This window comes from Bifidobacterium olomucense (assembly GCF_012932375.1).
In the GTDB taxonomy this organism is placed as follows: Bacteria; Actinomycetota; Actinomycetes; order Actinomycetales; family Bifidobacteriaceae; genus Bifidobacterium; species Bifidobacterium olomucense.
Genome location: NZ_JAAIIG010000010.1, coordinates 53,070 through 79,532, shown reverse-complemented (window position 1 = coordinate 79,532; position 26,463 = coordinate 53,070). Strand labels below are relative to the sequence as shown.

Sequence of the window (26,463 nt, the reverse complement as noted above, 5' to 3'; positions counted from 1 at the left end):
CCGACTGAGCCATCCATATACCCCAACTTTGTAAGACGCCAACCAATCAACCAACGCAAGGAACACCAATGACTACTTTCTTCCTCAATCGCCTGGCTGCCGAGCCACATGCGCTCGCCTTCGCCGGACAGTCGACCCCGTGGCCTGTCGCGCTTGCCGACCAGACCACCGATCCCAGCCTTGACGAGGCGCTGCACGCCCACGCCGATGCGGCCAGCCGACTGCTCGCCCCAGTCGCCGCCGATCTGCTGGCCACCACCGGACGCCCGGTCGATCTGTTCGGTTTCACGCCGAATCCGGCTCGTCTCGGTGCCGCCGCTGACGCCACCGCATCCGTCGAAGGCATTGCGCTCACCCAGTTGGGCGCATTGCTTGACCTTGAACACTTGGGATACTCGGTCGCTCAGGCCAAGCCGGTCGCCGTGCTCGGCCACTCGCAAGGCGTACTCGCCGTACACATGGCTCGCGCTATTGCCGACGCCGGTTCCGTGGAGGGCGCGGCTGATGCGCTGGACGAAATCCTCGCCGCCGCCGCGTTGATCGGTGCCGCCGGCACCCGTCGCGTTCGCGAACTCGGCTTGGTCGCCAAGTATGGCGCCAGCCCGATGCTGTCCGTCAAGGGAGCCACGTTGGCGCAAGTCAAGGCGCTGATCGCGCGCGTGGATGCCGCCGGCCGCGCTCGCGGTCCGATCTCCGTCGCCGTGACCAACTCGGCCAATCATTACGTACTTTCCGGTTATCCGGAAGATCTGGCCGCGTTCGCCGTGGAAGCCGAACGCGAGCACAAGCATCAGGCCAAGCTGCGCGAAGAGAAGCTGCGCGGCGGCACCGTGTTCGCCCCCGTCCTCGAATACCTTGAGGTCACCCTGCCGTTCCACTCGCCGCTGATGGCTGAAGCCGTGGAACAGACCGTTTCTTGGGCTGCGGCATGCGGCTTCGACCAGGATCGCACCCGCGCGCTCGCCGAAGAAGTGCTTGTCAACCACGTGGACTGGAACGCCCGTGTCAAGTCCTTGCTTGATCAAAGGGATGATCCGGCCAAGCTGTGGATCGTGGACTTGGGTCCGGGCAATACGCTCGGCAAGCTGATCGGCAACGTGGTCGAGGGCACCGGTGCGGGTGTGGTGGAAGCCACCACATTGGCCGAGCGCGCGGCGCTGTCCACGTTGGATGGCGAGCCGGAGCGCACGCAGAATTGGAAGGCCTTTGCGCCGCATGTGGTCTCCACGCCGGCCGGCGACAAGCTCGTCACCAAGTTCTCTCGACTGACCGGCAAGCCGCCGGTGTTGCTGCCCGGCATGACTCCCACCACCGTGGAGCCGGAAATCGTGGCGGCAGCCGCCAACGCCGGTTATTGGGCCGAGCTCGCCGGTGGCGGTCAGGTGACCGCCGAGGTGTTCGATCGTCACGTGGCCGCGCTGGAAGAACAGTTGGAGGAAGGCCGCACGGTCGAGTTCAACGCCATGTTCATGGACCGTTATCTGTGGAACCTGCAGTTCGGTTCGTCGCGTATTGTGCCGAAGAAGCGCGCGTCTGGCGCGCCTATCGACGGCGTGGTGGTATCCGCCGGTATTCCGGAGCTCGACGAAGCCGTATCCCTGATCAAGTCACTGCAGGAGGATGGTCTGCCGTACGTGAGCTTCAAGCCCGGCACCGTGGACCAGATTCGTCAGGTGGTCGCGATCGCCAAGGCCGTGGCGCCTACCACCATCATGATCCAGGTGGAAGGCGGCGAGGCCGGCGGCCACCACAGCTGGGAGGCTCTGGACGACCTGTTGGCCGCCACCTATGCCGATGTGCGTGCATGCGAGAATCTGGTGCTCGTTGCCGGCGGCGGCATCGGTACTCCAGAACGTGCCGCCGACTACATTTCCGGCCAATGGTCCCGTGCATACGGTCTGCCGGATATGCCGGTGGACGGCGTGCTGGTGGGCACCGCGGTGATGACCGCCAAAGAAGCGCACACCAGCCCCGAAGTCAAGCAGCTGCTCGTCAAGACGCCTGGCATTCCGGCCGTTTCCGCCGCCGGCGCTGCTGGCTCAGCCGCCGCGTCCGTCGATGATCCGTTCGCCCCGCAGGCCGCCCACTGGGTGCCCTCCGGCAAGTCGGTGGGCGGTGTCTCTTCGGGCCTGAGCCACCTGCATGCGGACATCTACGAGCTGGAGAACTCCTCCGCCGCCTGCGGCCGTCTGCTCGTGCGTGTCATGAAGCACCCGGAAGAGTTGGAATCCCGCCGTAACGAAATCATCGAGGCCCTGAACAAAACCGCCAAGCCCTACTTCGGCGATCTCAACACCATGACCTACCTCGGCTGGGCACAGCGTTTCGCTGAACTTGCCTACCCGTGGGCCGATCCCACCTATGCCGATCGTTTCCAGCATCTGCTCCAGCGCATCGAAGCCCGCGTCAATGCACAGGACTCCGGCGAATTCACCTCCCGACTGTTCGCCGCAGACGGCACTTCCGCCGCCGACGCCGCAGCTGCGGGACTGCTGACCCGAGACGACATTCTCGCCGACCCTGCACCGGCACTGGCCAAGCTCGCCGAAATCTACCCCGAAGCCGATACGCTCACGGTGGTGCCGTCCGACGTCGCCTGGTTCCCGGTGCTCGTACGCGAATACCCCAAGCCGATGCCGTTCGTACCGGTTATCGACAACGATCTGCTGCGCTGGTGGGGCCAGGATCAGCTCTGGCAGTCCGAAGATCCGCGGTACTCTGCAGATTCCGTGCGTGCCATCCCCGGTCCGATCTCCGTGGCCGGCATCACCACGGTGGACGAGCCGGTCGCCGATATTCTCGGCCGCTTCGAACATGCCGCGATCGAACGCGTCAAAAGCGCTGATGCTGCCGATGCCTCCGATGCCGCCAATGCCAAGGAAACGCAAGGTTTTGCCGCTCTGGGCTCCGCCACGAATGCCGAAGACTTCATCCGCAAGTCCCCGAACATCTCTTGGGTGGGGCACATCACCGACAATCCCGCCTACGGCACTGCTCTGGGCGACAAGCACTACGAGATTCGTGCGTTCGATGCCTCAGCCGGCAAGTACGACCTTGACATTCACCTCGATACCTTCTGGGACAACGATCCGGACGGTGGCGTATCCAAGCACGCCGTGCGTGACATCGTCATCCCGCTGATTGTGGACGGCGCTGAGCCGGGCCGTGTGCCGGTCGTGGACCGCGAACGACTGATCCCGGACGTGTATGCGATGCTCGCCGCCACCGCCGGCATCGGCAACACCGCCATCACCGGCGACAAGCTCACCGCGATGCCGGAGATCGTGCCGGCTGAAGGCCGCGTGTTCGGCGAGGCGCACACCTCCTACACGCTGTCCGCCAACCTCGGTTTCGACCATGAGGCGGCCACCGGTGGCGCGCTGCCGGTTGCGCTGCAGCCCAGCCGCATCGCGCCGGACGCATTGGTCGGACCGGCATGGCCGGCGATCTACGCGGCGCTCGGCTCCGTCTCCGTCAACGGCTACCCGGTGATCGAGGGCCTGCTCAACGCCGTGCACCTCGACCATCTCATCGAACTTGAGGTTGATGAGGAAGAGCTGCTGAGCCACGTCGGCGAGACGATTGCGCTGGCTTCCTGGGCCGAGGACTACTTCGAGTCCGCATCCGGCCGCGTGGTCACCATTCACGTGACCCACACCGCCGCCGACGGCACGTTGCTGGCCCGTGAAACCGAGCGCTTCGCCATTCGCGGCCGCGTCTATTCCGACGCGCTGCCGGCCGATGCGCCCGAATTCGGCGACGCCGCACACGATGAGATCGAGCCGACTCCTCGCCGTCTGCTACGCCGTGTGAAGGTCACCGCCCCTGGCGATATGACCGCGTTCGCCCGCACCTCCGGCGATTTCAACCCGATCCACACCTCCACGCGAGGTGCCCGTATCTCCGGTCTGAAGGCTCCGCTCGTGCACGGCATGTGGCTGTCCGCCGCCGCGCAGCACGCGGTGCAGGCCGCCGACGAGAAGGGCGCCCATTACGAGATCGCCGGCTGGACCTACAACATGTACGGCATGGTTCAGCTGAACGATCAGGTGGAGATCTCCGTGGAGCGCGTCGGCAAGGTACGCCACGGCGGCATCACCCTAGAGGTCACCTGCCGTATCGACGGTCAGCTGGTCTCCCGCGGCACCGCGCTGGTTCGTGCGCCGCGCGCCGCCTTCGTCTATCCTGGCCAAGGCATCCAGAAGCAGGGCATGGTGCTCGACGAGCGTGCCAAGTCCGCCGCCGCCCGCGACGTGTGGGAGCGCGCCGACAAGCTGACCCGCTCGAAGCTCGGCTTCTCGATCATCGGACTCGTGCGCGATAATCCCAAGGAATTGACCGCCAACGGCGTCACCTACCGTCATCCCGAAGGCCTGCTCAACCTGACCCAGTTCACGCAGGTGGCGCTCGCCACCGTGGCCTTCGCCCAGACCGCACGTTTGCGTGAAGCCGGCGCGGACATCTGGCCCGCCTACTTCGCCGGTCATTCGCTCGGCGAATACAACGCGCTGTCCGCCTTCGCCGGCGTGATTCCGCTGGAAACCGTGCTGGAACTCGTGTTCCACCGCGGCTCGACCATGCATCACCTCATCGACCGCGACGCCCAGGGGCGTTCCAACTACCGCATGGGTGCACTTCGCCCGAACCAGTTCGGTGTGGACGACGCCCACGTGAAGGAATACGTGGAATCCGTGGCCAAGAAGAGCGGCGAATTCCTGCAGATCGTGAACTACAACCTCGCCGGCCAGCAGTACGCCATCGCCGGCACGATCGCCGGCCTCAAGGCCTTGAAGGCCGACGCCGCCCGTCGCGTCGCCGAATACGGCGGCAAGCCTGCGTTCATGCTGGTGCCCGGCATCGATGTGCCGTTCCACTCCACGCTGCTTCGTAAGGGCGTGCCGGAATTCCGCGACAAGCTCGACGCATTGCTGCCGCAGCACATCGACTACCGTGGCCGCTTGGTGGGCCGCTACATTCCGAACCTGGTGGCCGTGCCGTTTGAAATGACGCGTGAATTCGCCGCCAAGATTCTTGAAGTGGTGCCGTCCGAGCGCATCAAGGCCGCTCTTGACGACCCGGCTGTGTGGGATTCCTATGCCGCAGACGATCAGAAGCTCGGCCGACTGCTGTTGACCGAACTGCTTTCGTGGCAGTTCGCCTCCCCGGTGCGATGGATTGAAACCCAGGCGCTGCTGTTCGGCTCGCGCACCGCTGGCGGACTCGGTGTTGAGGAATACGTCGAAGTCGGTCTCGGCAATGCCCCGACGCTGGCCAACCTCGGTGCCAAGACCTTGCGTCTGCCCGAATTCGCCGGCAACGACACCGTGGTGTACAACGTCGGTCGCGATGAAGGCCGTGTGTACATGACCGATTCGGATTCGCTGGTGCCGGACGAGGATGATGATTCGCCGGCCGCTCCGGCTCCGGTGGAGACCGCTCCGGCTGGTGGCTCCGCCGTCGCGCAGCTTGGCTCCGGCGCTGCCGCCAGCAGTGCGGCCGCCAACCTCGGCTCGGCTCCGGCTGTGGCTGGCGCTGCCGCTGCCGCGGTTTCCGCGCCTGCCCCTGCCGCAGCGTCTGCTGCCGGCGCTCCGTCCGGCGCCGCAGTCGCCGACTTGCCGTTCAAGGCCTCCGATGGTATCGGCGTGCTTATGGCTTATGCGGCGAAGGTGCGTCTCGACCAGATCGGCAGCAACGACACCACCGACACCTTGACCAACGGTGTGTCCTCGCGCCGTAACCAGCTGCTGATGGACATCAGTTCCGAGCTGGGAGTCGCCAGCGTGGATGGTGCCGCCGAAGCGACGCTTGACAAACTCGCCGCAATCGTCAACAAGGCCGCCCCGAACTACAAGCCGTTCGGCGCCGTGCTCTCCGAAGCGTTGCGCGATCGTCTGCGCGCCCTGTTCGGTGCCGCCGGCGTCAAGCAGCAGTACATTCGCGACCGTGTGACCAATGTCTGGCAGCTCGGCGAAGGCTGGGTGGCCAGTGTGCTCGCCGCGCTGCTGCTCGACACCCGAGAGGGCTCCAGCTCCCGTGGCGGCGATCTGGCCAAGCTGCCGACTGCCGCTGTGCAGTCCAAGGCTGAAGCGGACAAGCTCATCGACGCCGCGGTGCAGGTCGTCGCCCAGCTCAAGGGCGTTTCGGTCGCCCTGCCGTCCGCCGGTGGCGCGGCCGGCGGTGCCGTAGTGGATTCCGCAGCGTTGGATGCCTTCGCCGAGAAGGTCACCGGTGCCGACGGTGTGCTCGCCGCCACCGCACGGTTCGTCCTGAACGAACTCGGCGTTGCCGCTCCGGCTCCTGAAGAGGCCGACGATGAGAACGCTGCCGTGGTGGCCGCCGTCGAAGCCGAGCTCGGCTCCGACTGGCCGAAGCAGGTCGAGCCGCGCTTCGACGCCAACAAGGCTATTCTCTTCGATGACCGTTGGGCCTCCGCTCGTGAGGATCTGGCGCGTGCCTACTACGACCACGATGCCTCCGCGCTTGCCGGCAGCTTCATCGGCCTTGGCAAGACCATTGCCGACGAAGCGACCTGGTTCGCCGGTCATGCGGATTCCGAAGAGCTCAAGGCCGCCTTCCAGAAGGTGGTTTCCGAAGCGCTCGAACCGGCCGCTTCCGACGTCCAAGCCTCTCGCTTCGCGAACGATATCGCCATTGTGACCGGCGTGAGCCCGAACTCGATCGCCGCTCAGGTGGTCGAAGGCTTGCTCGCCGGCGGTGCTACCGTGGTGGCCACCTCGCACAGCTTCAAGCCGTCCATCAAGGCTTGGGGCGCACAGGCCTACCGCGAGCATGCCACCGGCAACGCAAAGCTGTGGCTGGTTCCGGCCAACCTTTCCAGCTACCGTGATGTGGATGCGCTGGTTGACTGGGTGGGCCACGAGCAGAAGAAGACCTCCGGCGCTACGACCACCGTGCTCAAGCCCGCCTACGAGCCGACGTTGCTCTTCCCGTTCGCGGCTCCTCCGGTGCACGGTACGTTGGCCGATGCCGGTGACCTGTTCGAATCACAGGCCCGACTCATGCTCTGGGGCGTGGAACGCGCGATCGCGGGCCTGTCCAAGATCGGTGCCGATACCAACGTGCAGCACAAGCTTCACGTGGTGCTGCCCGGTTCCCCGAACCGTGGTGTCTTCGGTGGTGACGGTGCGTATGGCGAAGTCAAGTCAGCCTTCGATGCCGTGGTGAACCGTGCCCGTGCCGAACGCGACGCATGGTCCAGCCGCGTGACCTTCGCTCACCCGAAGATCGGCTGGGTGCGTGGCACCGGTCTGATGGGCGGCAACGACCCGTTGGTGGACGTTGTGGAGCGCCACGGCATCCACACCTATTCCACTGCGCAGATCGCCGCCAGGTTGCTTGACCTGTGCACCGCCGAATCGCGTGCCCAAGCGGCTCAGGCTCCGCTCGGCGTGGACCTGACCGGCGGCCTCGGCTCCGAACCCATCGATATCAAGGCGTTGCGTGCGGAGGCGATGGCATCGAACAAGCAGTCCGACGAACTGTCCGCAGCCGACGCCGAGCAGCGGCAATCGCGAGACGGTAAGAACGATGCCGCCACCCTCAAGGCCCTGCCCACTCCGGTCGTCGCCAAGCAGGCTCCGGTGGACCTTGCCGATTGGCAGAACGTCACCGCCAAGCCGGAAGACGAAATCGTCATCGTTTCCGTCGGCGAACTTGGCCCGTGGGGTTCCGGCCGTACGCGTACCCAAGCCGAACTCGGCATCCATTCGGATGGCACCGTCGATCTGAGCGCCGGTGCCGTGCTCGAACTGGCGTGGAATATGGGCCTGCTGAATTGGCAGGACAGCCCGAAGCCTGGCTGGTACGACGTGGACGGCAACCTGGTTCCTGAAGAGGACATCGCCGAACGGTACCACGACGAGGTCGTGGCTCGCTCCGGCATCCGTCCATTCGAAACCGGCATGGGCGGCGACTATAAGGACGGCGCCGACGAAGAAGAAGCCGAGGTCTTCCTGGACCACGACGTCACCTTCTCCGTGCCGAGCGAGGACGTTGCCCGTGAATACGTCAAGCTGGACGTCAAGCACACCACCATCGCTCCGGATGCCGAATCCGGCGAATGGAACGTGACCCGTCACGCCGGATCTATGATTCGCGTACCGCGTCGCGCCACGATGACCCGTACGGTCGGCGGCCAGTTCCCGACCGGTTTCGACCCGACCCGCTGGGGCATTCCGGCCTCGATGGTGGGCGATGTGGACGAAATCGCGCTGTGGAACATCGTCACCACTGTGGACGCCTACCTGAGCGCCGGCTTCACCCCGGCCGAAATCCTTGAGTCCATCCACCCCTCGCTGGTGGCCTCGACCCAAGGCACCGGTTTCGGCGGCATGCGCTCCATGCGCAAGCTCTATCTCGACCGCTTCCTCAACCACGAGATTCCGACCGACATTCTGCAGGAGGCCCTGCCGAACGTGGTCGCGGCCCATGTGATGCAGTCCTACATCGGCGGCTACGGCAACATGATTCAGCCGGTTTCCGCCTGCGCCACCGCTGCGGTTTCGCTGGAAGAGGGCGTCGACAAGATTGCGCTCGGCAAGGCCGACTTCGTAGTCACCGGTGCAATCGACGATATTGGCGTGGAGTCGGTGATCGGCTTCGGCAACATGAATGCCACCGCCAACTCCGAAGAGATGTACGGCAAGGGTATTGACGCGCGCTTCTTCAGCCGTGCCAACGACCGTCGCCGCGGTGGCTTCCTGGAATCCCAGGGCGGCGGCACGATTCTCGTGACCCGTGGCGATATCGCCTTGAAGCTCGGTCTGCCGGTCGCGGCCGTGGTCGGATTCATCCACTCGTACGCGGATGGTGCGCACACCTCGATTCCGGCTCCGGGACTCGGCGCTCTGGCTGCGGGCCTTGGCGGACGCCGGTCCAAGCTGGTGCGCGATCTGGCCGCGCTGGGTGTTTCCGCGGATGACATCGCCGTGGTGTCCAAGCATGACACCTCCACGAACGCCAACGATCCGAACGAATCCGAGCTGCACAACACGCTGGCCCACGCCATCGGCCGCACGGACGGCAACCCGCTGTTCGTGATCTCCCAGAAGACGCTCACCGGCCATGCCAAGGGCGGTGCCTGCATCTTCCAGGTCAACGGTCTGACTCAGCTGTTCAAATCCGGCGTGATTCCGGCCAACGCGGCACTCGACTGCGTCGATCCGAAGCTCAAGCGCGACGACCATATGGTCTGGCTGCGTAAGCCTCTGCGCATCGGCGGCGGCGAGGACGAGTTCGGTCGCGAGACCGCAGGGCGTCCGGTCAAGGCAGGCCTCGCCACGTCGCTCGGCTTCGGCCATGTGAGTGGATTCGTGGCACTGGTTCACCCCGGTGCCTTCGAGGCGGCCGTGGCTCATGCGGACGGCGAAGCTGCGCTGGCAGCATGGCGCGAACGTGCCAATGCGCGTTTGGCCGCCGGTCAGCGTCACTTTGAAGAAGGCATGATGGGCCGTGCCGCGCTCTACGAGCCGATCGAAAACCGTCGTTTCCGTGAGGACCACCGCGGCTACGACCACCACGAGGTCGAAAAGGCCATGCTGCTGAATCCCGACGCTCGCCTTGGCGAATCCGGCTTCTACGAAGCCTGACCGCCTAAGCCGTTTATTCGGATCCGAACGGCCTCCCTTTTGCGAATTTGTCTCTCTGAGTTCGCGTCAGAGAGACAAATTCGCAAAAAGGTGCCGAAAGCCCCTCCGCAAGTGAACTGAGCTGGTTCGCGAGAAGGGGCTTTCTGCGTTAGAAGGGGCTGATTTCCGCTTTGCGGAACATCTATCTCAGTTACAAGGGGCTGTTGGCCAGGTAGAGGCACCGCAAAACGACAAAATAACGGCGGCCGAGTGCCTCTTCTCCGTAAGGTTGAATTGGTCGGCCGCCCCCTGTAAACGAGATAGACGTTCCGCAAAGCGGAAATCAGCCCCTTGTAGAGCAGATGCGGCAATTCTTCGTCTGCTTTATGCTGAAACGCCACGTACAAGAGAAAAACCGGCGATTTCGCGGCGCGGGGGTATATCACTGGTTTTTTTGATGCGTTCCACCAACATGGAGACGGCCGTACGAGCCATTCCGTCAAAATCCACGGCAATGGTGCTGAGCCTCGGTGAGCAATACGATGCCGGACTTATGCCATCGAATCCAAATACCGCTTTGTCTTCCGGCACGCGAACGCCCATATCCTGCAACCCGTTGATGAGCCCGAACGCTATGAGATCATTCATGCAGAAGAATGAGTCATATCCTAGATCAGCCTGCACAATTGTGGTTGCGGCATGGACTCCGCCTTCTGCGGTCCAATCGCAGGGGATGGTGTCGGCTTCCGATCCTAGGCCGGCGTTGGTCATAGCCTGCAGCGCAAGTTGGAATCCGGTGTTGCGCCCTGCCTGACTGAATTCATCTTTTGCGAATTTTCGTCCTCCGACGATGGCGGTATGCTCATAGCCTCGTTGTTTGAGATAAGTAAAAGCTGCCTTGAATGAAGCCTCTAAAGGTAGAGCGACATTGTCATATTGAGGATGTTCCGCATAGTCTTCGAACAAGACAGCCGGATGGCCGCTAATCAAAGATTTCAGTTCATCTTCGGGTACGTTGTGCAGATTGATGATGAGCCCGTCGCACATTGGCGTACTGATACGCTTCAACGAATCTCGCTCCGATTCGGAAGAAGCGTTAGTCTGAACCACGATGGTCTGGTAGCCCTGTTGGGCGGCCTGTTGAGAAATTGCCCAAGCCAGATCGGAATAATAAGGATTTGCGAGATCTGGAACTACGAAAGCGATGAAACCGCTGGAGCCTTGCTTTAAAAAGCGTGCGGTCATATTCGCCGTGTAATGCATTTTTTCGGCTGCCCGAAGGATTTTTTCACGGGTTGCCGGTTTAAATCCAGGCTCTCCTCGCAACACAACGGAAGCGGTGGCGACTGACACGCCTGCTTCTTTGGCGACATCGCGCAATGTAGCCATGCTGTGTCCTCCTGCGTTGGTTCGTGGTAAATGGACCATATAAACGTTACACCTTTCGCTTCTCAAAGGCGTTGCTTCAAAAAATATCGTTTAAGAAAATATATCTACAAGAACGTTTCGACGCGCCGATATCGAACGTTGCTAAAAGAGCGGAAAAGGTTGAAATAAAGCCACTTGCAAACACGTAATTCATCAAACAAAACTAAAGGTTAAACGTTCTTGTAAAACGGTGCTACGATGAAGTCATCGCTCATAGAAGAGCGTGCATACAACAAGCAAGGAGAAAAGACGATGCAGTCGAGAATGAACAAAGCGATTGTGGCTGCGCTTGGTGCAGTTGCCCTGATCGTGCCCATGGCCGCATGTGGGTCCAGCTCTGCGGATTCAGGCAATTCCTTAACCGTGTATTCCTACTACAACAAGGCAACCATGGATCCGGTGGTTGCGGCCTTCGAAAAGGCCAATCCGGATATCAAAGTCCAGATTTCCTATGGACAAGGTGATTCCGAATACAATTCCACGTTGCAAACCCGCATCGCTGGTAATCAGGCGCCTGATGTCTTCAACCTCAATGGCAACAATCGCGCTGACCTTATGAATAACGGTGCGGTCGCAGATATCACTGGTGCTGGCTATCTCAAAGGTATTGATGAAACCTATCTGACTGACTACACCAAGGATGGCAAGATTTACGGCATGCCGATTTCCGGTTGGCTTGCTGGCGTTGTGTATAACAAAGATTTGCTGAAGGAAGTCGGCTACGATTCTGTGCCGGATAATCTTGATGATTTTGCCGCACTGGCCAAGAAGCTCAAGGACAAAGGCATTACGCCATTCTTGGAAAACGGGCAGGAAATGTCAGGGTCGCTGATTGGCCTGTTGGGTAGCTACTACGCCTCTACCGGAACCGATGGCGACAAGGAAATCTACGCCGGAAAGAGCACGTTTGCTGACCAGTGGACCAAAGCATTCGAGGCTTGGAATGATGGTTTCATCAAGTCCGGTGCCTTGCCGCAGGAGGCCACTGGCCTGAACGCCGATCAGGTCAAGCAGTCATTCATTAATGGTGAGGCTGCTATGTATCGCACCGGCGGATGGGACGTGGCTGATATCAAGGCTGCAGGCGTGAATTACGGATTCTCTCCATTCCCTGCGTATCCAGGTTCTGAACCATACGTTGATGGTGGTGCCGATCCTGCTTTCGCTATCAGCGCCAAGACCAAGCACAAGGATGCCGCTGAAAAGTTCCTCACCTTCATGAACTCCGAGGAAGGCCTCGAACTGTTCACTACTGCATACGGCTCCGCTTCCGTTTCGAGCAACTACACCTCTGATATTGATGAACAGCTTAAGCCTCTGTACGATGACTATTTCTTCAAAGGCAAGTTCCATTGGGTTTCGTTCGAAAAGGGATCCACGGCCATGAGCGCTGAAGTCATCGCACAACAGCAAGGCATCCAAGGCGGCACGACTACGCCAACGGACGCTGCCAAAAACCTGGATGCCAAGTGGAGCAGTGTCCAATAGCTGATCGTATCCGTGCAGTTTGAAATGCGGGCGTCCGATTTGCTGCAATGACAAACCGTTCTCTACTCCTGCGTTTGAATCCCTTCAGCTCGGGCGTCCGTACCTGCATTTTCTGTAATCATTCCCACTCATGAATAAAGAAAGCCGTTACTCATGAACGCTTCTGCAACTTCCGCCATTGCTAAAGTCCGCAGGAGGCCACTTAGCCCTGAAGACCGAGCCACGTTCTTCTTCCTGCTGCCGATTATGGTCGTATTCGCCGTACTGACCTTGGTTCCGCTGCTCTCATCCGTCTACTATTCGTTGACCGACTACAACGGCTTCTCGACCGACTTCAATATGGTCGGACTGAAGAACTACGTCACCATTTTCTCCGAGCCGGAGTTGCTCCACAGCCTTGGCTTCACCCTGCTATTTGCGGTATCGACCACGCTGCTGATTACTGTGTTGGCCTTGCCTCTTGCTGTGACATTGAATAAACAGTTCTACGGCCGTTCCCTTGCCCGTTCGCTGTTCTTCTTCCTCGGCATCCCGGCGCAAGCCATTCTGGGTCTGATTTGGAGGCAGATTTTCTCTCCAATGAAATCCGGCATCTTCAACCAGATTCTCGATTTGTTTACCATTCCGCCGATCCCATGGACGTCGGATGATCATTGGGCCCAGTTCTGCGTGATTTTCGTGGGTGTTTGGATGGGCGTCGGCTGGCATGCCACGCTTTATCTCGCCTATATGCAGGCGATTCCCGCCGACCTGTACGAACAGTCCTTAATCGATGGCGCCAATTCCCGTCAACAGTTCATCCATATCACCTTGCCTCAGTTGGTTCCCGCCATCGTGGTGTCCACGTTCCTCATCATGACCGGCAACCTTAAGGTCTATGACCTGCCATTCACCTTGACCGCCGGCGGTCCGCGCAATGCCACAATGACCATCACCCAAGCCATTCTGCTGCGTGGTACCGGCCAATCACAGTACGGTGTGGGATCCGCTCTCGCCGTGTTGTTCACCATCGTTTGCTTGCTGCTGGTCACTATTCAGCAGATTGTTGCTTCTGCGATTCAAAGGAGATTCGAATGATTGAGTCACGTGCCAATACCGTGCCTCGCAAGATTGTGCGCACTATCGTGACGCTGGGCTTGGCGATTCTGTGCGCTTTGCCGCTGTATTACGTTATTGTCAGCTCGTTCAAAACCAGTGTGGACATGACCAAGCATCCATTCGCGCTCCCGACTGAATGGACATTCGCCAACTACGCCCAGGCCGTAGCGGACGGCTCGATTTGGACTGCCTTCCTGAATACGCTGATTGTTACTGTTTTCGGCGTGATTCTGCAGGTGGCTGTCGGCTCACTCGCCGCCTATGCCATGGTGCTGAAAAAGAACTGGCTTACAGTCGGCATGGGGGCCGTGTTGACCCTCGCGTTCTGTATTCCTGTGCAATCCACGTTGCTGCCCTTGTACAAAATGGAGGGCACGTTGGGTATCGTCGACTCTCTTCCGGGCCTGATTGTGCTGTACCTAGCCGATTCGGCATTCTGCTACTACCTGATTGTCGGATACATGCGCAAATTGCCTACGGAGTTGTTCGAAGCCGCTCGTGTGGACGGCGCAAGTCCATTCCGCATCTATTGGCAGATTGTGCTTCCGCTCATTAGACCGATTCTTGCCACGGTGATTGTGTTCCAGACCTTGGCCGTGTGGAATGACTTCCTGCGCCCAAGCGTGTTCGTCTCCTCCGCCGAAAAACGCACGGTGGTGCTTCAGGTGTACAACGCGGTCAACGCTTTCTCTACGAACTGGCCGCTGTTCATGGCTATTACCTGCATAGCGCTTGCGCCGGTGGTCGTGTTCTTCATGTTCTGCCAGCGTTGGATTGTTTCTGGTCTGGTGGCCGGAGCGGTTAAGGGCTGAGTCAAGGCAGGCTGTTTTGAAAGGACAATGACGTCATGACTGAGGTGTACCAACCGATTGAGGAGTTCACTGCGCCTGGGCCGACGCGTGATACCGGCAGCGTGATTGATGGGTATGTCAATGAGTTCAATTCCCATGATGAGGAACTGTATCCGCAGGATATCGCCAATAAGATGGCCGCTGACTGGATGAAGCGCGAGGTGCCGTTCTTCGAGTGCGCCGATCGACTTCTGGAGCGCGTGTACTACTTCCGCTGGTGGGTGTTTCGCAAGCACATCACGTCCACGCCTGAAGGTCGCATCATCTCGGAATTTCTGCCGAATGTGTATTGGGCAGGTCCTTATAACTCCATCAATTGCGCCAGCGGCCATCATATTGCCGAGGCTCGTTGGTTGCGTGATGGCAAGGAGCTTATACGCAGTTATGTGAACTTTTGGTTCAAAGGATCTGGCGATGAACTCTCATATTCTTCGTGGATAATTGATGCCGTCGCAAGATACGCCGAAATCCGCGATGACCGTGATTTTGCCATTGGTTTGTTGGACGAGTTCGTGCGTTTCTACCACACGGTGGAGGAGCGCAACATGACGCGCTACGGCTTGTTCTGGTCATACGACGACCGTGATGCCATGGAAGATTCCATCTCCGGTTCCGGCCTGCGTCCCACGCTTAATAGTTACATGGTAGGCAACGCGCGAGCTATTGCACGCATTGCCGGCTGGGCTGGGCGTGATGATCTGGTTGAAGAATATCGGGCGAGGGCCAGCGAGCTCATTCGTCTGATGCAAAGTGAGCTTTGGGATGACGAAGGTCGGTTCTTTAAGGTGCTGCCGCTGGACGACAAAGATGGTGTGTTGGATGCTATCGAGTTCGCCGATGTTGATCCCATACGCAACGTGCGTGAAGAGATTGGCTATATCCCATGGGCGTTCAATGTGGCCGACGCGCGCAACGAGGATGCGTGGCGATTCCTTGCGGATCCAGAGCACTTCGCTGGTGCGGCAGGTATTCGTACTGCCGAAATATGCCACCCTCGGTACATGAATCGCGACTCCGCCCACGAATGTCAGTGGAATGGACCGTGTTGGCCGTATGCCACCACCCAGACGCTTAACTCCATGATTGCCGAAGTCCGTTCTGGTCGCGGGGGAGTGTCCGCTGACGATTTTATGCGTGAATTGCGCCGATACGCGGCAATCCATACTCGGCAGACCGCCGAGGGGGACATCGTCGATTGGATTGACGAGGATCTTGATGCCGATACCGGAGTCTGGATTTCTCGCGATCAGTTGGAAGCATGGGGTTGGCGCGAAGACAAAGGTGGCTATGAGCGCGGCAAGGACTACAACCATTCCGCTTTCTGCGATTTGATCATTTCCGGTCTGGCCGGCGTAAGAGTGGAGGATGAGTCGACGTCTTCGATGCTCATCGTTGAACCGCTCGCTGTGGAACATGCGATGCCGTATTGGAGATTGTTGGGATTGCCGGTAGGCGACACGACCATAGACATTTACTATGACCAGATCGGTGACCGTTATGGTCACGGGCGTGGCCTGACGGTTATCCTCGACGGAGTCGTCTACCATGACGAAACCAGCGCCCCCTGCATTAGGGCAGCTTTGTGATGTTTTGCCGATGCGTCGATTCGCCGATTCGCCGATGTGCCGATTCGCCGATGTGCCGATGTGCCGATGTGCCGATGTGAGGAGCGTCATGGATGAATGAATAGGCTCGGCAACGTGTGTTTTTGTCCAGCTGCCAAGGCTATCCGCGTTACAAGGGGCTGATTTCTGCCCTCGCGGAACATCTGTCTCGTCTACGAGGGGCTGCCGGCCAAGCAGAGGCACTCCACCCGCAATGCGTCACGCCCACTGTGCATGTGCATGTGCATGTGTATGTGCATGTGTATGTGCATGTAGGTGCATGTAGTGACGCATCGCGAGTGAAAAGCCATGAAGAAAACCCGAGCTGCCGGTTATGGTCAGCGCGTGGAGCGTAGTTCGCGGAACGTCACGGTGCCAGTGCCAGTGCCAGCGCCGTGCAGTCCGGTCACTGTCGGCGCAGTCACAAAGTCCGGATCGTTGACGGTGCTGCAGTCGAACAGCACAGCACCCACATCCTCACCGTTATTGACGAACACTTCGGCGACGCCATGGTCGTAGAACACCTCCACGCGGTTCACCTGTTCGGTGACGGAGACGTAATCACAACCGTCGGTCGGCAGTCCGGTGGTGGTCAGGTGTACCGCCTTGCCATCGCTTGCCAGCTTCAGCGAAGCCTGCGTCATAGTGCCGTCGCTCTGCTTGCGTAGGCCGGAAACCAGCGTCATGGTAAACGACTGATTCGCTTCAGGGATGATATTCGCGTAGTACGCATGATTCGGAACGTTCACGCGCAGTTCGCGCCCGCTGTCAGTGCCGTCAGTCGCGTCCGGAGTGAGCTCGCCGCCGATCAGCAGATCGTAAACCTCCTGAATCGGGCGAGAGTGCAGTCGTCCGTCCACCACATGCAGTTCGCGCGGCAGACTCATCACGCCGTTGGCGTAGTCGTTACGTTCGATACGTACGCCGAACCAGTCGCACAGCCAGCCGATGGCGATGCGACGATCGGACTGGCTGCCGTCCGCCGCCGTGTGCCGATCACGGAAGGACTGTACTGCGTAATAACACGATCCGAAATCGCACCAACCGGCCTGCTCCACATCGAATCGTGGAGAGCAGGCCGGCTCCACGACTGAGCCGGTGTACCAGCGAATCGGCTGGAATCGACCGGTCGTATCGTGCAGTTTCATCACCGAACCGATGGCCACGGCCGAACCGTCTACGCTGAACGTGTCCGGGCATTCGTAGGTGTACGCCTCGGGAAGGCCGGTTTCGAACAGCAACGGGCCGGCGTATTCCCATGTGGCGTTGTCCAGATTGGAGTCGGTGGCGCGGAACAGGGCGAGCGTCGGAATGCGAGAGAGGTCGGGGGTCTGCTCGCTGGCCGCTGCAGTCGTGCTTTCGCCATACCAATAGGTGCCGGATGGACGCGGCGCCGAGCCGATTTCGCCAGCGGCAGGTGCCTGTTCGGCCGGCAGGTTCGTGGCGACCACGATGGTCGGAACGCCGGCTGCTGTGGTGTTGCTGTTCGTCTCGCCGTCCGGCGCGTCAGTCAGCAATGTGTCGTCGGCTTTCGGATCGCGGAAGTCCAGTCCGAAATCATCGCCCGGACGACGAATCACGGTGGTTTCAGTGCCGAACGTCAGTCCGTCGGTGCTGACGGCCGTGGTCTGTTCTTCGATGACCGAGCTCGGATCTCCTCGATGCTCCCAGTGACGGGTCAGGAAGATGCGGATGGCACTCGCCTGATCGCCTGGCACGATGCGGCCGGATTCGTCCACGGTGACCGCGGAGCCGGAGAACGCGCCGCCGGCCAGCGACCCGTCGCGCGATAGATCCGGTTGCGGCAGCAGCGCGATCGGCAGATCGACCCAATGTATCAGGTCATGGCTGACCGCATGGCCCCAATGCATGCTGTCCCACTCCCAGCCGTAGGGGTTGTACTGGTAGAACATGTGGTAGCGGCCTTGGAAACGGCAGAGGCCGTTCGGGTCGTTCATCCAGTGCTGTGCCGGCTCGAAATGTGCGCGCGGTCGATGCGCGGTGGCTCGAGTATCCGAAGTGATGATGCGGATGCCGCGGTCGATCAGATTCTCGCCGCCGGTCAGGTACGCGAATCCCAGCTCCAGTCCTTCGCAATGCAGCTCGTACTGTTCGCCGGAGGTGATGGGTAGCGTCAATTTCGCGCGACGATCGGCTGCGGTAAGGCTCGCCTCCACCGGCTGCGCACTGCCGCTGACTGGTGTGAGACGAATGATGCCGGGGGTTTCGCCGTCGCCGGCATATGATGCGAACGCTTCGCATGCAGTGTAGTTATCGGCGTTGATGATGGTCATTGTGGTCTCCTTTGACGTATGCGTTGACGCGTGCAACTATTTCGTGCGATACGAATAATGCCGGATGGGAGAAAAGGGGAAAACCCATCCGGCAAGTATGTGGTTGACTGCAATCGAGGCAGGCGCAGCGGTCCGGTTAGCCCCGACTGCAGTCGAAGTATGTGGTGTGATTTCAGCCCTTTACGCCCGTCGAGGCGATGGAGCTGACGAATTGCTTTTGGAAGAGGACGAAGACGATGATGATCGGGACGGTGATCAGCGAGCTGTAGGCCATGATCTGACCCCACGAGGTGGTCATTTGCTGGAAATACTGCACGCCGATCATCACCGGGCGCAGATTCTCGGACTGCACCACCATCAGCGGCCAGACGTACTGGTTCCACATGGGCAGGAAGCTCAGGATCACCACGGTGGCGGTGGCAGGTCCGGACAGCGGCATGATGATACGCGAGTAGATGCGGAACCATCCGGCACCATCCACGCGGGCGGCCTCATCGAGGTCCTTCGGAATCGTCTCGAAGTACTGCATGTACAGGTAGACGGAGAAGGCGTTGGCGATGAACGGCACGATCTGCACGGGCAGAGTATCGATCCATCCGCGGGTGAAGTACAGGCCGAACTGGTCCACCACCGGGCGCGGCAGCTGGTTGACCCACCACAGCAGCGGGATGGCGTAGGTTTCGAACGGCACCATCAGTGTGGCCAGAATGAAGGTGAAGATGACCTTCTTGCCACGCACCTCAAGACGCTGCAGAGCGAAGGCCGCCATCGAGTTGACAATCACGCCGAGCACCACGGTAACCACGGTGATGATCACCGAGTTCATCAGGAAGGTGGCGGCGGGCACGCGGGTGAACACCTGCGCGTAGTTGTCGAGCGAAATGTGCCCCACCGGCAGGAACGCCTTGAAGGAGCCGAGATCGGCCATGATCTCATCGTCCGGCTTGAAGGAGCTGACCACCATGAAGATCAGCGGGAAAGCGAACAGGCAGGCGAACAGGATGCGGACGATCCATCCGCCTACGGACAGGCGGTTGTGCTTATAGGCGACCTTTTTGGCGGCCTTGGCCGCGAGCTTGTCGTGAGCGGCCATCGAAGTAGTTGCGTTGCTCATCGTTGAATCCTTAATCTCAAGTCTTTTCGATTACTTCTCGCGGGTCAGGTAGCGCTGGATGGCGGTGATGACCATGATGATGCAGAAGAACACGAGCGTGATCGCGGAGGCGTAGCCCATCTCCTGCTGCTGGAAGCCGGAGCGCACGGCCTCGAATACCACGGTGGTGGTGGCGTCGCGCGGGCCGCCCTGAGTCATCACGTTGATCTGGGTGAACAGGCTCATGGCCGCGATGGTGATGGTGATCAGAATCATGTTGCGCGTGGAGCGCAGGCCCGGCCAGGTCACGTTCTTGAACTGTTCCCAAGCGCTGCAGCCGTCCAGCTCGGCGGCCTCGTACAGTTCGCCTGGGATGGTCTGTAGACCGGACAGCCAGATGAGCATATGCTGGCCGACCGCTTGCCAGATGGACATCACGATGATGGCGCCCATCGCGGTGCGTGGGTCGTTGAGCCAGTCCACGGCCTGCCAGTGGCCGAAGGTGAGCTTGGACATCACCTGATTGAGCATGCCGTCGTTCTGGTAGATGAACATCCACAGCAGGGAGACCACCACCATGGAGGTCACCACGGGCAGGAAGTAGACCGTACGGAAGAACACGGAGGAGCGTACCTGCTTGTTGATGAGCACGGCCAGCAGCAGGCCGAGTCCGGCCTGAACCGGCACTACGACCACGGCGAACACCGCAACGTTGCGCAGTGCGAACCAGAACGTGGGATCGGAGAACAGTCGGGTGAAGTTCTCGAAACCGATGAATCGGGTCGGATTCGGGCTGATGGTGCGGGCGTTGGTGAACGCCAGACCGAACGCCAGCAGCACCGGGATGCCGATGAACAGCAGCAGAAGCAGGGATGCAGGCAGTAGCATGCCCCAGCCGACGGCGTTCTCGTGACGCTGTTCGGCGGTACGCTTGTTGGTCGCCACAGGGGTTTTGGTGGTACTAGTCATGATGATTCCCTTTGAAGTCGCTTTCGATCAGTTCTTCCGGTAACCGTCGGCACCCTGAATGTTGCCGTCGATATGATTGACTGCTTTGTCGAGCCACGTATTGACGTCGGCGCCGTTCATGATGTCGCCGATGGTCTTGCGGAACTCAGTGGAGATGAAGTTGTAGGCCGGGGTCTCAGGACGCATCTTGACGTATTTCTCGGAGATCTCGGTGAAGATCTGCATATCGCCGCCCTTGGCGAACGGCTTGACCATCTGCTGAGCGGCCTTGGTGGTCGGGATGTTCATGCCGGCGCTCGCCATGTTGGCGATGTACTTGTCCTGCAGCGAGAAGCGGATGTAGTCCTGCGCGGCCGCCTTGTTCGGGCAGGTGGTGGTCATGCCGACCGTCCAGGAACCGCCTCCGGTGACGGAGCCGTGGCCGAAGTCGGTCATCGGCATCACGACGATGTCGTCGTAATCCTTGGCGTACTTCTGGAAGGTGCTCATCGACCAGATGCCGCCGTAGAGCAGGCCGGACTTGTTGTTCACGAAGTCGAGGGCCGTGTCGGAGCCGCCCTTGGAGGAGATGTAGCCCTTGGCCACGAGATCGCGCATCCAGTTGGCGAACGCCTTGCCCTCCTTGCCGTTGAGCACGTCGTCCGCGCTCTGGTAATCCTTGCGGTTGACGAGGTCGCCGCCGAAGGACTGCAGGATTGGTGCGTAGGCGTAGGCATACCATTCGCTCTTGTTGTCGGCGGTGCCGATCTCGAACGGGTAGTTCCATTCGCCGGTGGCCTTGAGCTTGGCCAGTGCGTCGTCCATCTCGTCCTTGGTCCACGGCTTGTCCACCGTGGCGATGCGGATGCCGAGCTTCTTGAGTACGGATTTGCGGGCGAACAGGGCCACGGTGGCATCGAAGTAGCCTACGGTATACACCTTGTCGTTCCACTTGCCGGTGGCGGAGGGGATGAGGTCCTTGGTGCGCTTGAGCAACGCCTCGTCGGTGAGCGGGTCGAGGATGTTGGCCCAGGCCCAGTACGGGGTGTTCGGCTGGTCCACGTCCACCAGGCAGGGCAGGTTGTTGGCGGAGGATGCGGAGATCACCGAATCGTTGTACGAGCTCTGTGGGAAGGACTGCAGTTTGATGGTGGCCTTCTTGTCCGGGCTGGCGTTGTAGTCGTCGATGATCTGCTGCACGCCTGCGAGCTCGGCTTCGCTGCCGGCCGTATGCGTCCAGATGGTGATTTCGTTGGCGTTGGCCTTGGCCGCGGCGCGGGCTGCTTCGCCGCAGCCTCCTACAGTGACAAGGCTGGCGATGGCGAGTGACGCTGCCAAAGCCTTGAACGCTGTATTTCTGATGGTGTGGGGCATGGTGCTCCTCCTTCTGTTTCTCCTGTTTGTCTTACTCAGTAATGTCTCGAACCGGTTCGATGCTGGGTTGCGCGCAACGCTCTGCGGCATCGGCGGTAAAAAATGTGAACTCGAATGCTCTAGGCGAGGTGTTGACGGATGGATTCGTCGGCGCCTTCGCCGTTGGCCCATGCTGTGGCGCCGTTTGCCTCCGGCTGGACTACTGCCGTTTCGGCCGCACCCAAGATTGTTTGATGCGCAGTTGGCACTCGATTTGCGGCGAATGTTCGCTCAACGGCGGCGGCTGGACCTTGTCGACCGGGTATCCGGTTTTCGGGAATGGCGTCGGCTCTTTGCCTTCGATCATCGAAACCAGTTTGCCGACCGCCCAATAGCCCATTTCATAATGAGGCAGTTCCACGGTGGACAGTGCCGGGTCCAGCGCTTCGGCGATGACCTGGTGATTGTCCACGCCGACCACCGCGATATCTTTGCCGGGCGTCAATCCGCGACGGGCCGCTTCGGAGTAGATGGCCCAGGCGCGGGTGTCGTTGAAGCAGAAGAATCCATCTACGTCCGGATGACGGTCGAAGAACGCCGGCATGCGAGCTGCGGCGTCGCTTCCGGTGTCCACGTTGATCATGAGTTCCGGGTCATAGGGAATGCCGCGATCGGCCAGGGCATCCACATATCCGGACAGGCGCCCGGGCTGGGCGACCATATTGTGTATGGTGCCCACGTAAGCGATGCGCCGGCAGCCGGCTTCGATGAGATGGTTGGTGGCCGTGTAGCCGATGCTGTGTTCGTCCGGCACGATGCTGGGTGCCGATCCGGAGGCATCCGTGGAGTCGGCGAGCACCACCTTGCAATCCTGCAGTGAGTCGGGCAGCGTGGTCTTTTGATTGAACATGCGTGCGTAAATGAAGCCGTCCACCCCGAACTGGCGCAGGGAGAGAATCTCGCGGTCGGATTCTTTCGCGCCGTTCTTGATGTTGGCCATGACGAGCAGGTAGCCGAGTGCTCGGGCGGCGTCCTGCGCACCTTCGATCATGCGCCCGGCGAACGGAGTGGTGGCTACTTCGTCGCTCAAGAGGCCGATGGTGTGGCTGCTGCTGGTGCGTAGGCCGCTGGCGAAACGATTGGTCAGATATCCCATATCCGTGGCGATCGAACGGATGCGGCTGGCGACGTCCGGGCTGATGCGTCCGGCGTCGCGATTGTTGAGTACGAGTGAAACGGAAGATACGGAGACTCCGGCGCGGGTGGCAATTTGTTTCATGGTGACCATGGTTTTGCCTCCTTGCTTGCTCCTGGTTGCTTCGTTGGTTGCGGCTTCGCGATGATGAAGCTGTCCTTCATTGGCTCGTTGTGTTAACAAGGTTAAAAAGTCAAAAAGTTGACGTCAATCGATTTATGTATCGGTGTGTCGGTTGGAAATCCGCTGTTTTCGTAGATTCCTTAGGTGAGTCAACAATTTGACTTGCGTTGACGTCTGTCTTGACTTCCGCTTGGTGGGCTTGTCGCTCCGTTTTGACGTGCTGATGGTGGTCGTTGCGACGGACACGTCGCGGCAGACGTTGCGATGAATGCCGTCAAAGATGATTGCGGCACAATGCTATGCGCTCGCTGGGCAAGACCATAGGATTGATTGTTATGGGCATAGTGGGTTTGGGACATGATGTGGTGGACGTTGCGGCCTTCGCTGAACAGCTGGCGGAGCCCGCTTCGCGCATGCGCAATCTCTTCTCCGTGCGTGAGGTGCGGCAGGCGCTGGAGCGCGCACGCGTGAAAAACGATGGCGAAGCGGTGCACCTGGCGGCTAAATGGGCCGGCAAAGAGGCCTTCCTCAAGGCATGGTGCGAGTCGCTGGGGGAGGGGCCGTATCCGTTTACGCTCGATGATTTCCCGTGGCGTGAGGTGGAGATTCTGGATGATTCGCGTGGCGTTCCTCATGTGATGCTCGCTGCAGGGGCTGCGCGTGCGTTCTATGGCGGCGGCCTGTCGTCTGATGGTCCATATGCTGGCTCGCGTCCTTCCATCCATGTTTCCTTGAGTCATGATGGTCCTATCGCTTCGGCAATGGTGGTAATTGGTCGCTAGGTCCATAGTGCCGTGGCGTTTGCATGGCGTCGGTGTGCGTATGCGGTCTGATGCCTTGGAAAGTGTGGGCTTTCGCGGGTTTTCGGCGTGGCGCGCTTGCCGGTATCGAACCGGTTTGATATCCTAGTGATCACACGTCAAACGGTTGACGCGGGCAATAATAGGGACGAAGGAGTTTCCGATGGCTCAAGGTAACCAGTCGGTACAGGATCAACAGTCGAACACTACCGTGGCGTCGCGCGCGAAGTCGTCGCGTAAGTCCGCGGCGAAAACCGCATCGAAGACCCCACGCAAAAGCGCACCCAGCAAGGTGTTCACCGCACGCCTTGCATCCCGCAAGGATGAGCTGGAGCGCCTGTTCAGCAGCCTGTACAGCGATCATGATCAGTTTGACGCGCTCATCGAAGCGATGGCCGCAGCCTACGCAGACCGTCCTGCTGATCTGAAGCGTCTCGACAAAACCCGCGAAGCCGATCCTGAGTGGTACAAGCGTGGCGACATGTTCGGCATGACCATGTACACCGACCTGTTCGCCGGCGATCTCAAGAAGCTTGCCGACAAGATCCCGTACCTGAAAGAGCAGAAGCTGACGTACCTGCACCTCATGCCGTTGCTGACCATGCCGCACCCGAACAATGACGGCGGCTACGCGGTTGAGGATTTCGATACCGTTGATCCCAAGCTCGGCACCAACGAGGATCTTGCCGAGCTGGCGAAGAAGCTGCGTCGCGCCGGCATCAGCCTGTGCATCGACTTCGTGATGAACCACACCGCCTCCACCCATCGCTGGGCCAAGGCCGCACAGGCCGGCGACCCGGAGTATCAGGATTACTACTTCTGCTACGATGACCGCACCGTGCCGGACGAGTACGACGCGCACGTGCCGCAGGTCTTCCCGAACACCGCGCCCGGCAACTTCAGCTGGAACGAACAGATGGGCAAGTGGGTGATGACCCAGTTCTACCCGTTCCAGTGGGATCTCAACTACCGCAATCCCAAGGTGCTGGTGGCCATGCTCTCCTCTGTGATGCATCTGGCCAACCTCGGTGTGGAGGTCTTCCGCATCGACGCCGTGCCCTACATCTGGAAGCAGCTCGGCACCAATTGCCGCAACCTGCCTGAAGTTCACACCATCGTGCGTATGCTGCGCATCGTGCTGGAATGCGTCTGCCCGGCCGTCGTGCTCAAGGGCGAAGTGGTTATGGCCCCCAAGGAGCTCGCCGCCTACTTCGGCACTCCGGAAGCCCCCGAGTGCCACATGCTGTACAACGTATCCATCATGGTGAACCTGTGGAGCGCGTTGGCCAGCCGCGACGTGCGTCTGCTCAAGGCCCAGATCGACAAGCTCAACGCCCTGCCGGACAACTGCTGGTTCGTCAACTACCTGCGTTGCCATGATGATATCGGCTGGGGTCTGGATGAGGATGTGGAGCGTTACCTCAACATCGATCCGCTCAAGCACAAGGAATTCCTGTACCACTTCTACGAGGGTGCGGTGCCCGGCAGCTGGTCGATGGGCGAGCTGTACAACTACGACGAAGCCACTCGCGACGCCCGCAGCTGCGGTACCACCGCCTCCCTGTGCGGCGTGGAGAAGGCCATCATCACGCACGACAAGCCGCTGTATGAAACTTCCGTCAAGCGTGATCTGCTGATGCACCAGGCCGTGGGCTTCCTGCGGGGCTTCCCGATGCTCAACTGCGGCGATGAGATCGGCCAGCTCAACGGTTGGGATTACAAGGAGGATCCGGACCGCGTGGAAGACAGCCGCAACCTGCATCGTTCCAGGTTCGATTGGGACAAGGCGGCGCTGCGCAAGAAGGCTGGCACGCTGCAGAATCGGCTGTTCAAGGGCATGGCCGAGGTGCGCGAAGAGCGTCATAATCCGTGCTTCGCCCCGGACGCTTGGGTGTCTACATGGGATACGTTCAACGACGCGGTGCTCGCCGTGGTCCGCAAGGTCGAAGGCGAGACGCTGATTGGTCTGTTCAACTTCTCCGAGCATGACCAGCACGCGCACCTGAACGCCAGCGAAGGTATCCTCGACGCTCCGCTCGATGCCGATCTGGAACCGTATGAGGCACGTTTTGTGCAGCTGTGATCGCCTAGGCTGATCGATAGCAGTCAAGAGTCGATTACTGAACAGCAAGGGCCGGGTGAGATTTCCCTCTCATCCGGCCCTTGGAGTTGTGGGGGCTGAGCGTGGTGTTTATGCCTCTTCCGGGTGCGGGCCCGCGGGAGAGCATGCGCGTCGCGGGGCGGCCGGCGTCTGCGGGTCCCGGCCTCGCGGAAGACGTCCCGCGAGAAGGGAAGGCCGGCGGCATGGTCCCGGAACATTGGCCCGTCTCCCGTAGCCGCCGGGAGACGGACGGCATGCGTTTCGCCCCCTCTGGCGCATGCGCACGATTCGCGTTGCCTTTCCGGAACCGCGGTTTGTGCGCGCCGTCGCAGGCCACTGTCGGGATCGGCCGTGCGGGGAAGGGCGGAATTCCGGCGATCGTGATCCCGCATGCCGGCGCACAAAGCGTTTTTGAAGGCTTTTTGCTTGATTCGTGCGAACACAAAATACGGCATGCGGGCCAATGGTCCCGAAGTGCGCGCCCGCAGTGCCCAGCCGCC

The 26,463-nt window shown here is 60.3% G+C and carries 13 protein-coding genes; 7 read left to right on the top strand and 6 right to left on the bottom strand.

Annotated elements, in window-relative coordinates:
• Window positions 1–68: 68 nt before the first annotated feature.
• Entirely contained in the window at window positions 69–9,608 is a 9,540-nt protein-coding gene (locus G1C97_RS09765) for a type I polyketide synthase (protein WP_169241591.1), read from the top strand.
• Between the two features lie 363 nt (window positions 9,609–9,971).
• Here G1C97_RS09765 and G1C97_RS09760 read toward each other — a convergent pair whose 3' ends face one another.
• Window positions 9,972–10,976, bottom strand: coding sequence for a LacI family DNA-binding transcriptional regulator (locus G1C97_RS09760; RefSeq protein ID WP_169241590.1), 1,005 nt, complete (start codon window positions 10,974–10,976; stop codon window positions 9,972–9,974).
• Window positions 10,977–11,267: 291 nt separating this feature from the next.
• On the opposite strand from G1C97_RS09760, the gene G1C97_RS09755 reads away from it, so the two are divergent.
• The 4 genes from G1C97_RS09755 (at window position 11,268) to G1C97_RS09740 (ending at window position 16,038) form a co-directional block, all read left to right on the top strand.
• Window positions 11,268–12,503, top strand: a complete 1,236-nt coding sequence (locus G1C97_RS09755; RefSeq protein WP_169241589.1) for an ABC transporter substrate-binding protein — start codon at window positions 11,268–11,270, stop codon at window positions 12,501–12,503.
• 153 nt (window positions 12,504–12,656) lie between these two features.
• A complete protein-coding gene (locus G1C97_RS09750; RefSeq protein ID WP_169241588.1) occupies window positions 12,657–13,580 on the top strand; it encodes a carbohydrate ABC transporter permease in 924 nt (307 codons plus the stop codon).
• Window positions 13,577–14,413: a carbohydrate ABC transporter permease gene (locus G1C97_RS09745; RefSeq protein ID WP_169241587.1), complete on the top strand. Its 837-nt coding sequence runs from the start codon at window positions 13,577–13,579 to the stop codon at window positions 14,411–14,413. The genes G1C97_RS09750 and G1C97_RS09745 overlap by 4 nt, the downstream gene beginning before the upstream one ends.
• 35 nt (window positions 14,414–14,448) lie before the next feature.
• Window positions 14,449–16,038, top strand: a complete 1,590-nt coding sequence (locus G1C97_RS09740; protein WP_205832606.1) for an MGH1-like glycoside hydrolase domain-containing protein — start codon at window positions 14,449–14,451, stop codon at window positions 16,036–16,038.
• A 356-nt stretch (window positions 16,039–16,394) separates the two neighbouring features.
• Here the strand turns inward: G1C97_RS09740 and G1C97_RS09735 are convergent, their stop codons facing one another.
• The 5 genes from G1C97_RS09735 to G1C97_RS09715 form a co-directional block, all read right to left on the bottom strand.
• Window positions 16,395–18,350 carry a glycoside hydrolase family protein gene (locus G1C97_RS09735; RefSeq protein ID WP_169241586.1) on the bottom strand — a complete coding sequence of 652 codons (1,956 nt, stop codon included), beginning with the start codon at window positions 18,348–18,350 and terminating at the stop codon, window positions 16,395–16,397.
• Window positions 18,351–18,522: 172 nt separating this feature from the next.
• Window positions 18,523–19,464, bottom strand: a complete 942-nt coding sequence (locus tag G1C97_RS09730; RefSeq protein ID WP_205832605.1) for a carbohydrate ABC transporter permease — start codon at window positions 19,462–19,464, stop codon at window positions 18,523–18,525.
• A 30-nt stretch (window positions 19,465–19,494) separates the two neighbouring features.
• Window positions 19,495–20,412 carry a carbohydrate ABC transporter permease gene (locus G1C97_RS09725; RefSeq protein WP_100496927.1) on the bottom strand — a complete coding sequence of 306 codons (918 nt, stop codon included), beginning with the start codon at window positions 20,410–20,412 and terminating at the stop codon, window positions 19,495–19,497.
• A 27-nt stretch (window positions 20,413–20,439) separates the two neighbouring features.
• Window positions 20,440–21,765 (bottom strand): extracellular solute-binding protein, encoded by a 1,326-nt coding sequence (locus G1C97_RS09720; protein WP_169241585.1) that lies wholly within the window; start codon window positions 21,763–21,765, stop codon window positions 20,440–20,442.
• Window positions 21,766–21,964: 199 nt separating this feature from the next.
• A complete protein-coding gene (locus G1C97_RS09715; RefSeq protein WP_169241584.1) occupies window positions 21,965–23,032 on the bottom strand; it encodes a LacI family DNA-binding transcriptional regulator in 1,068 nt (355 codons plus the stop codon).
• 365 nt (window positions 23,033–23,397) lie between these two features.
• Between G1C97_RS09715 and G1C97_RS09710 the strand changes: the two genes are divergently transcribed.
• Together G1C97_RS09710 and G1C97_RS09705 are read left to right on the top strand one after the other, a co-directional pair.
• Window positions 23,398–23,844 (top strand): holo-ACP synthase, encoded by a 447-nt coding sequence (locus tag G1C97_RS09710; RefSeq protein ID WP_169241583.1) that lies wholly within the window; start codon window positions 23,398–23,400, stop codon window positions 23,842–23,844.
• A 181-nt stretch (window positions 23,845–24,025) separates the two neighbouring features.
• The gene (locus G1C97_RS09705; RefSeq protein WP_169241582.1) at window positions 24,026–25,945 is read left to right on the top strand and encodes an alpha-amylase family protein; all 1,920 of its coding nucleotides are present in this window, start codon (window positions 24,026–24,028) and stop codon (window positions 25,943–25,945) included.
• The last annotated feature ends 518 nt before the right edge of the window (window positions 25,946–26,463 follow it).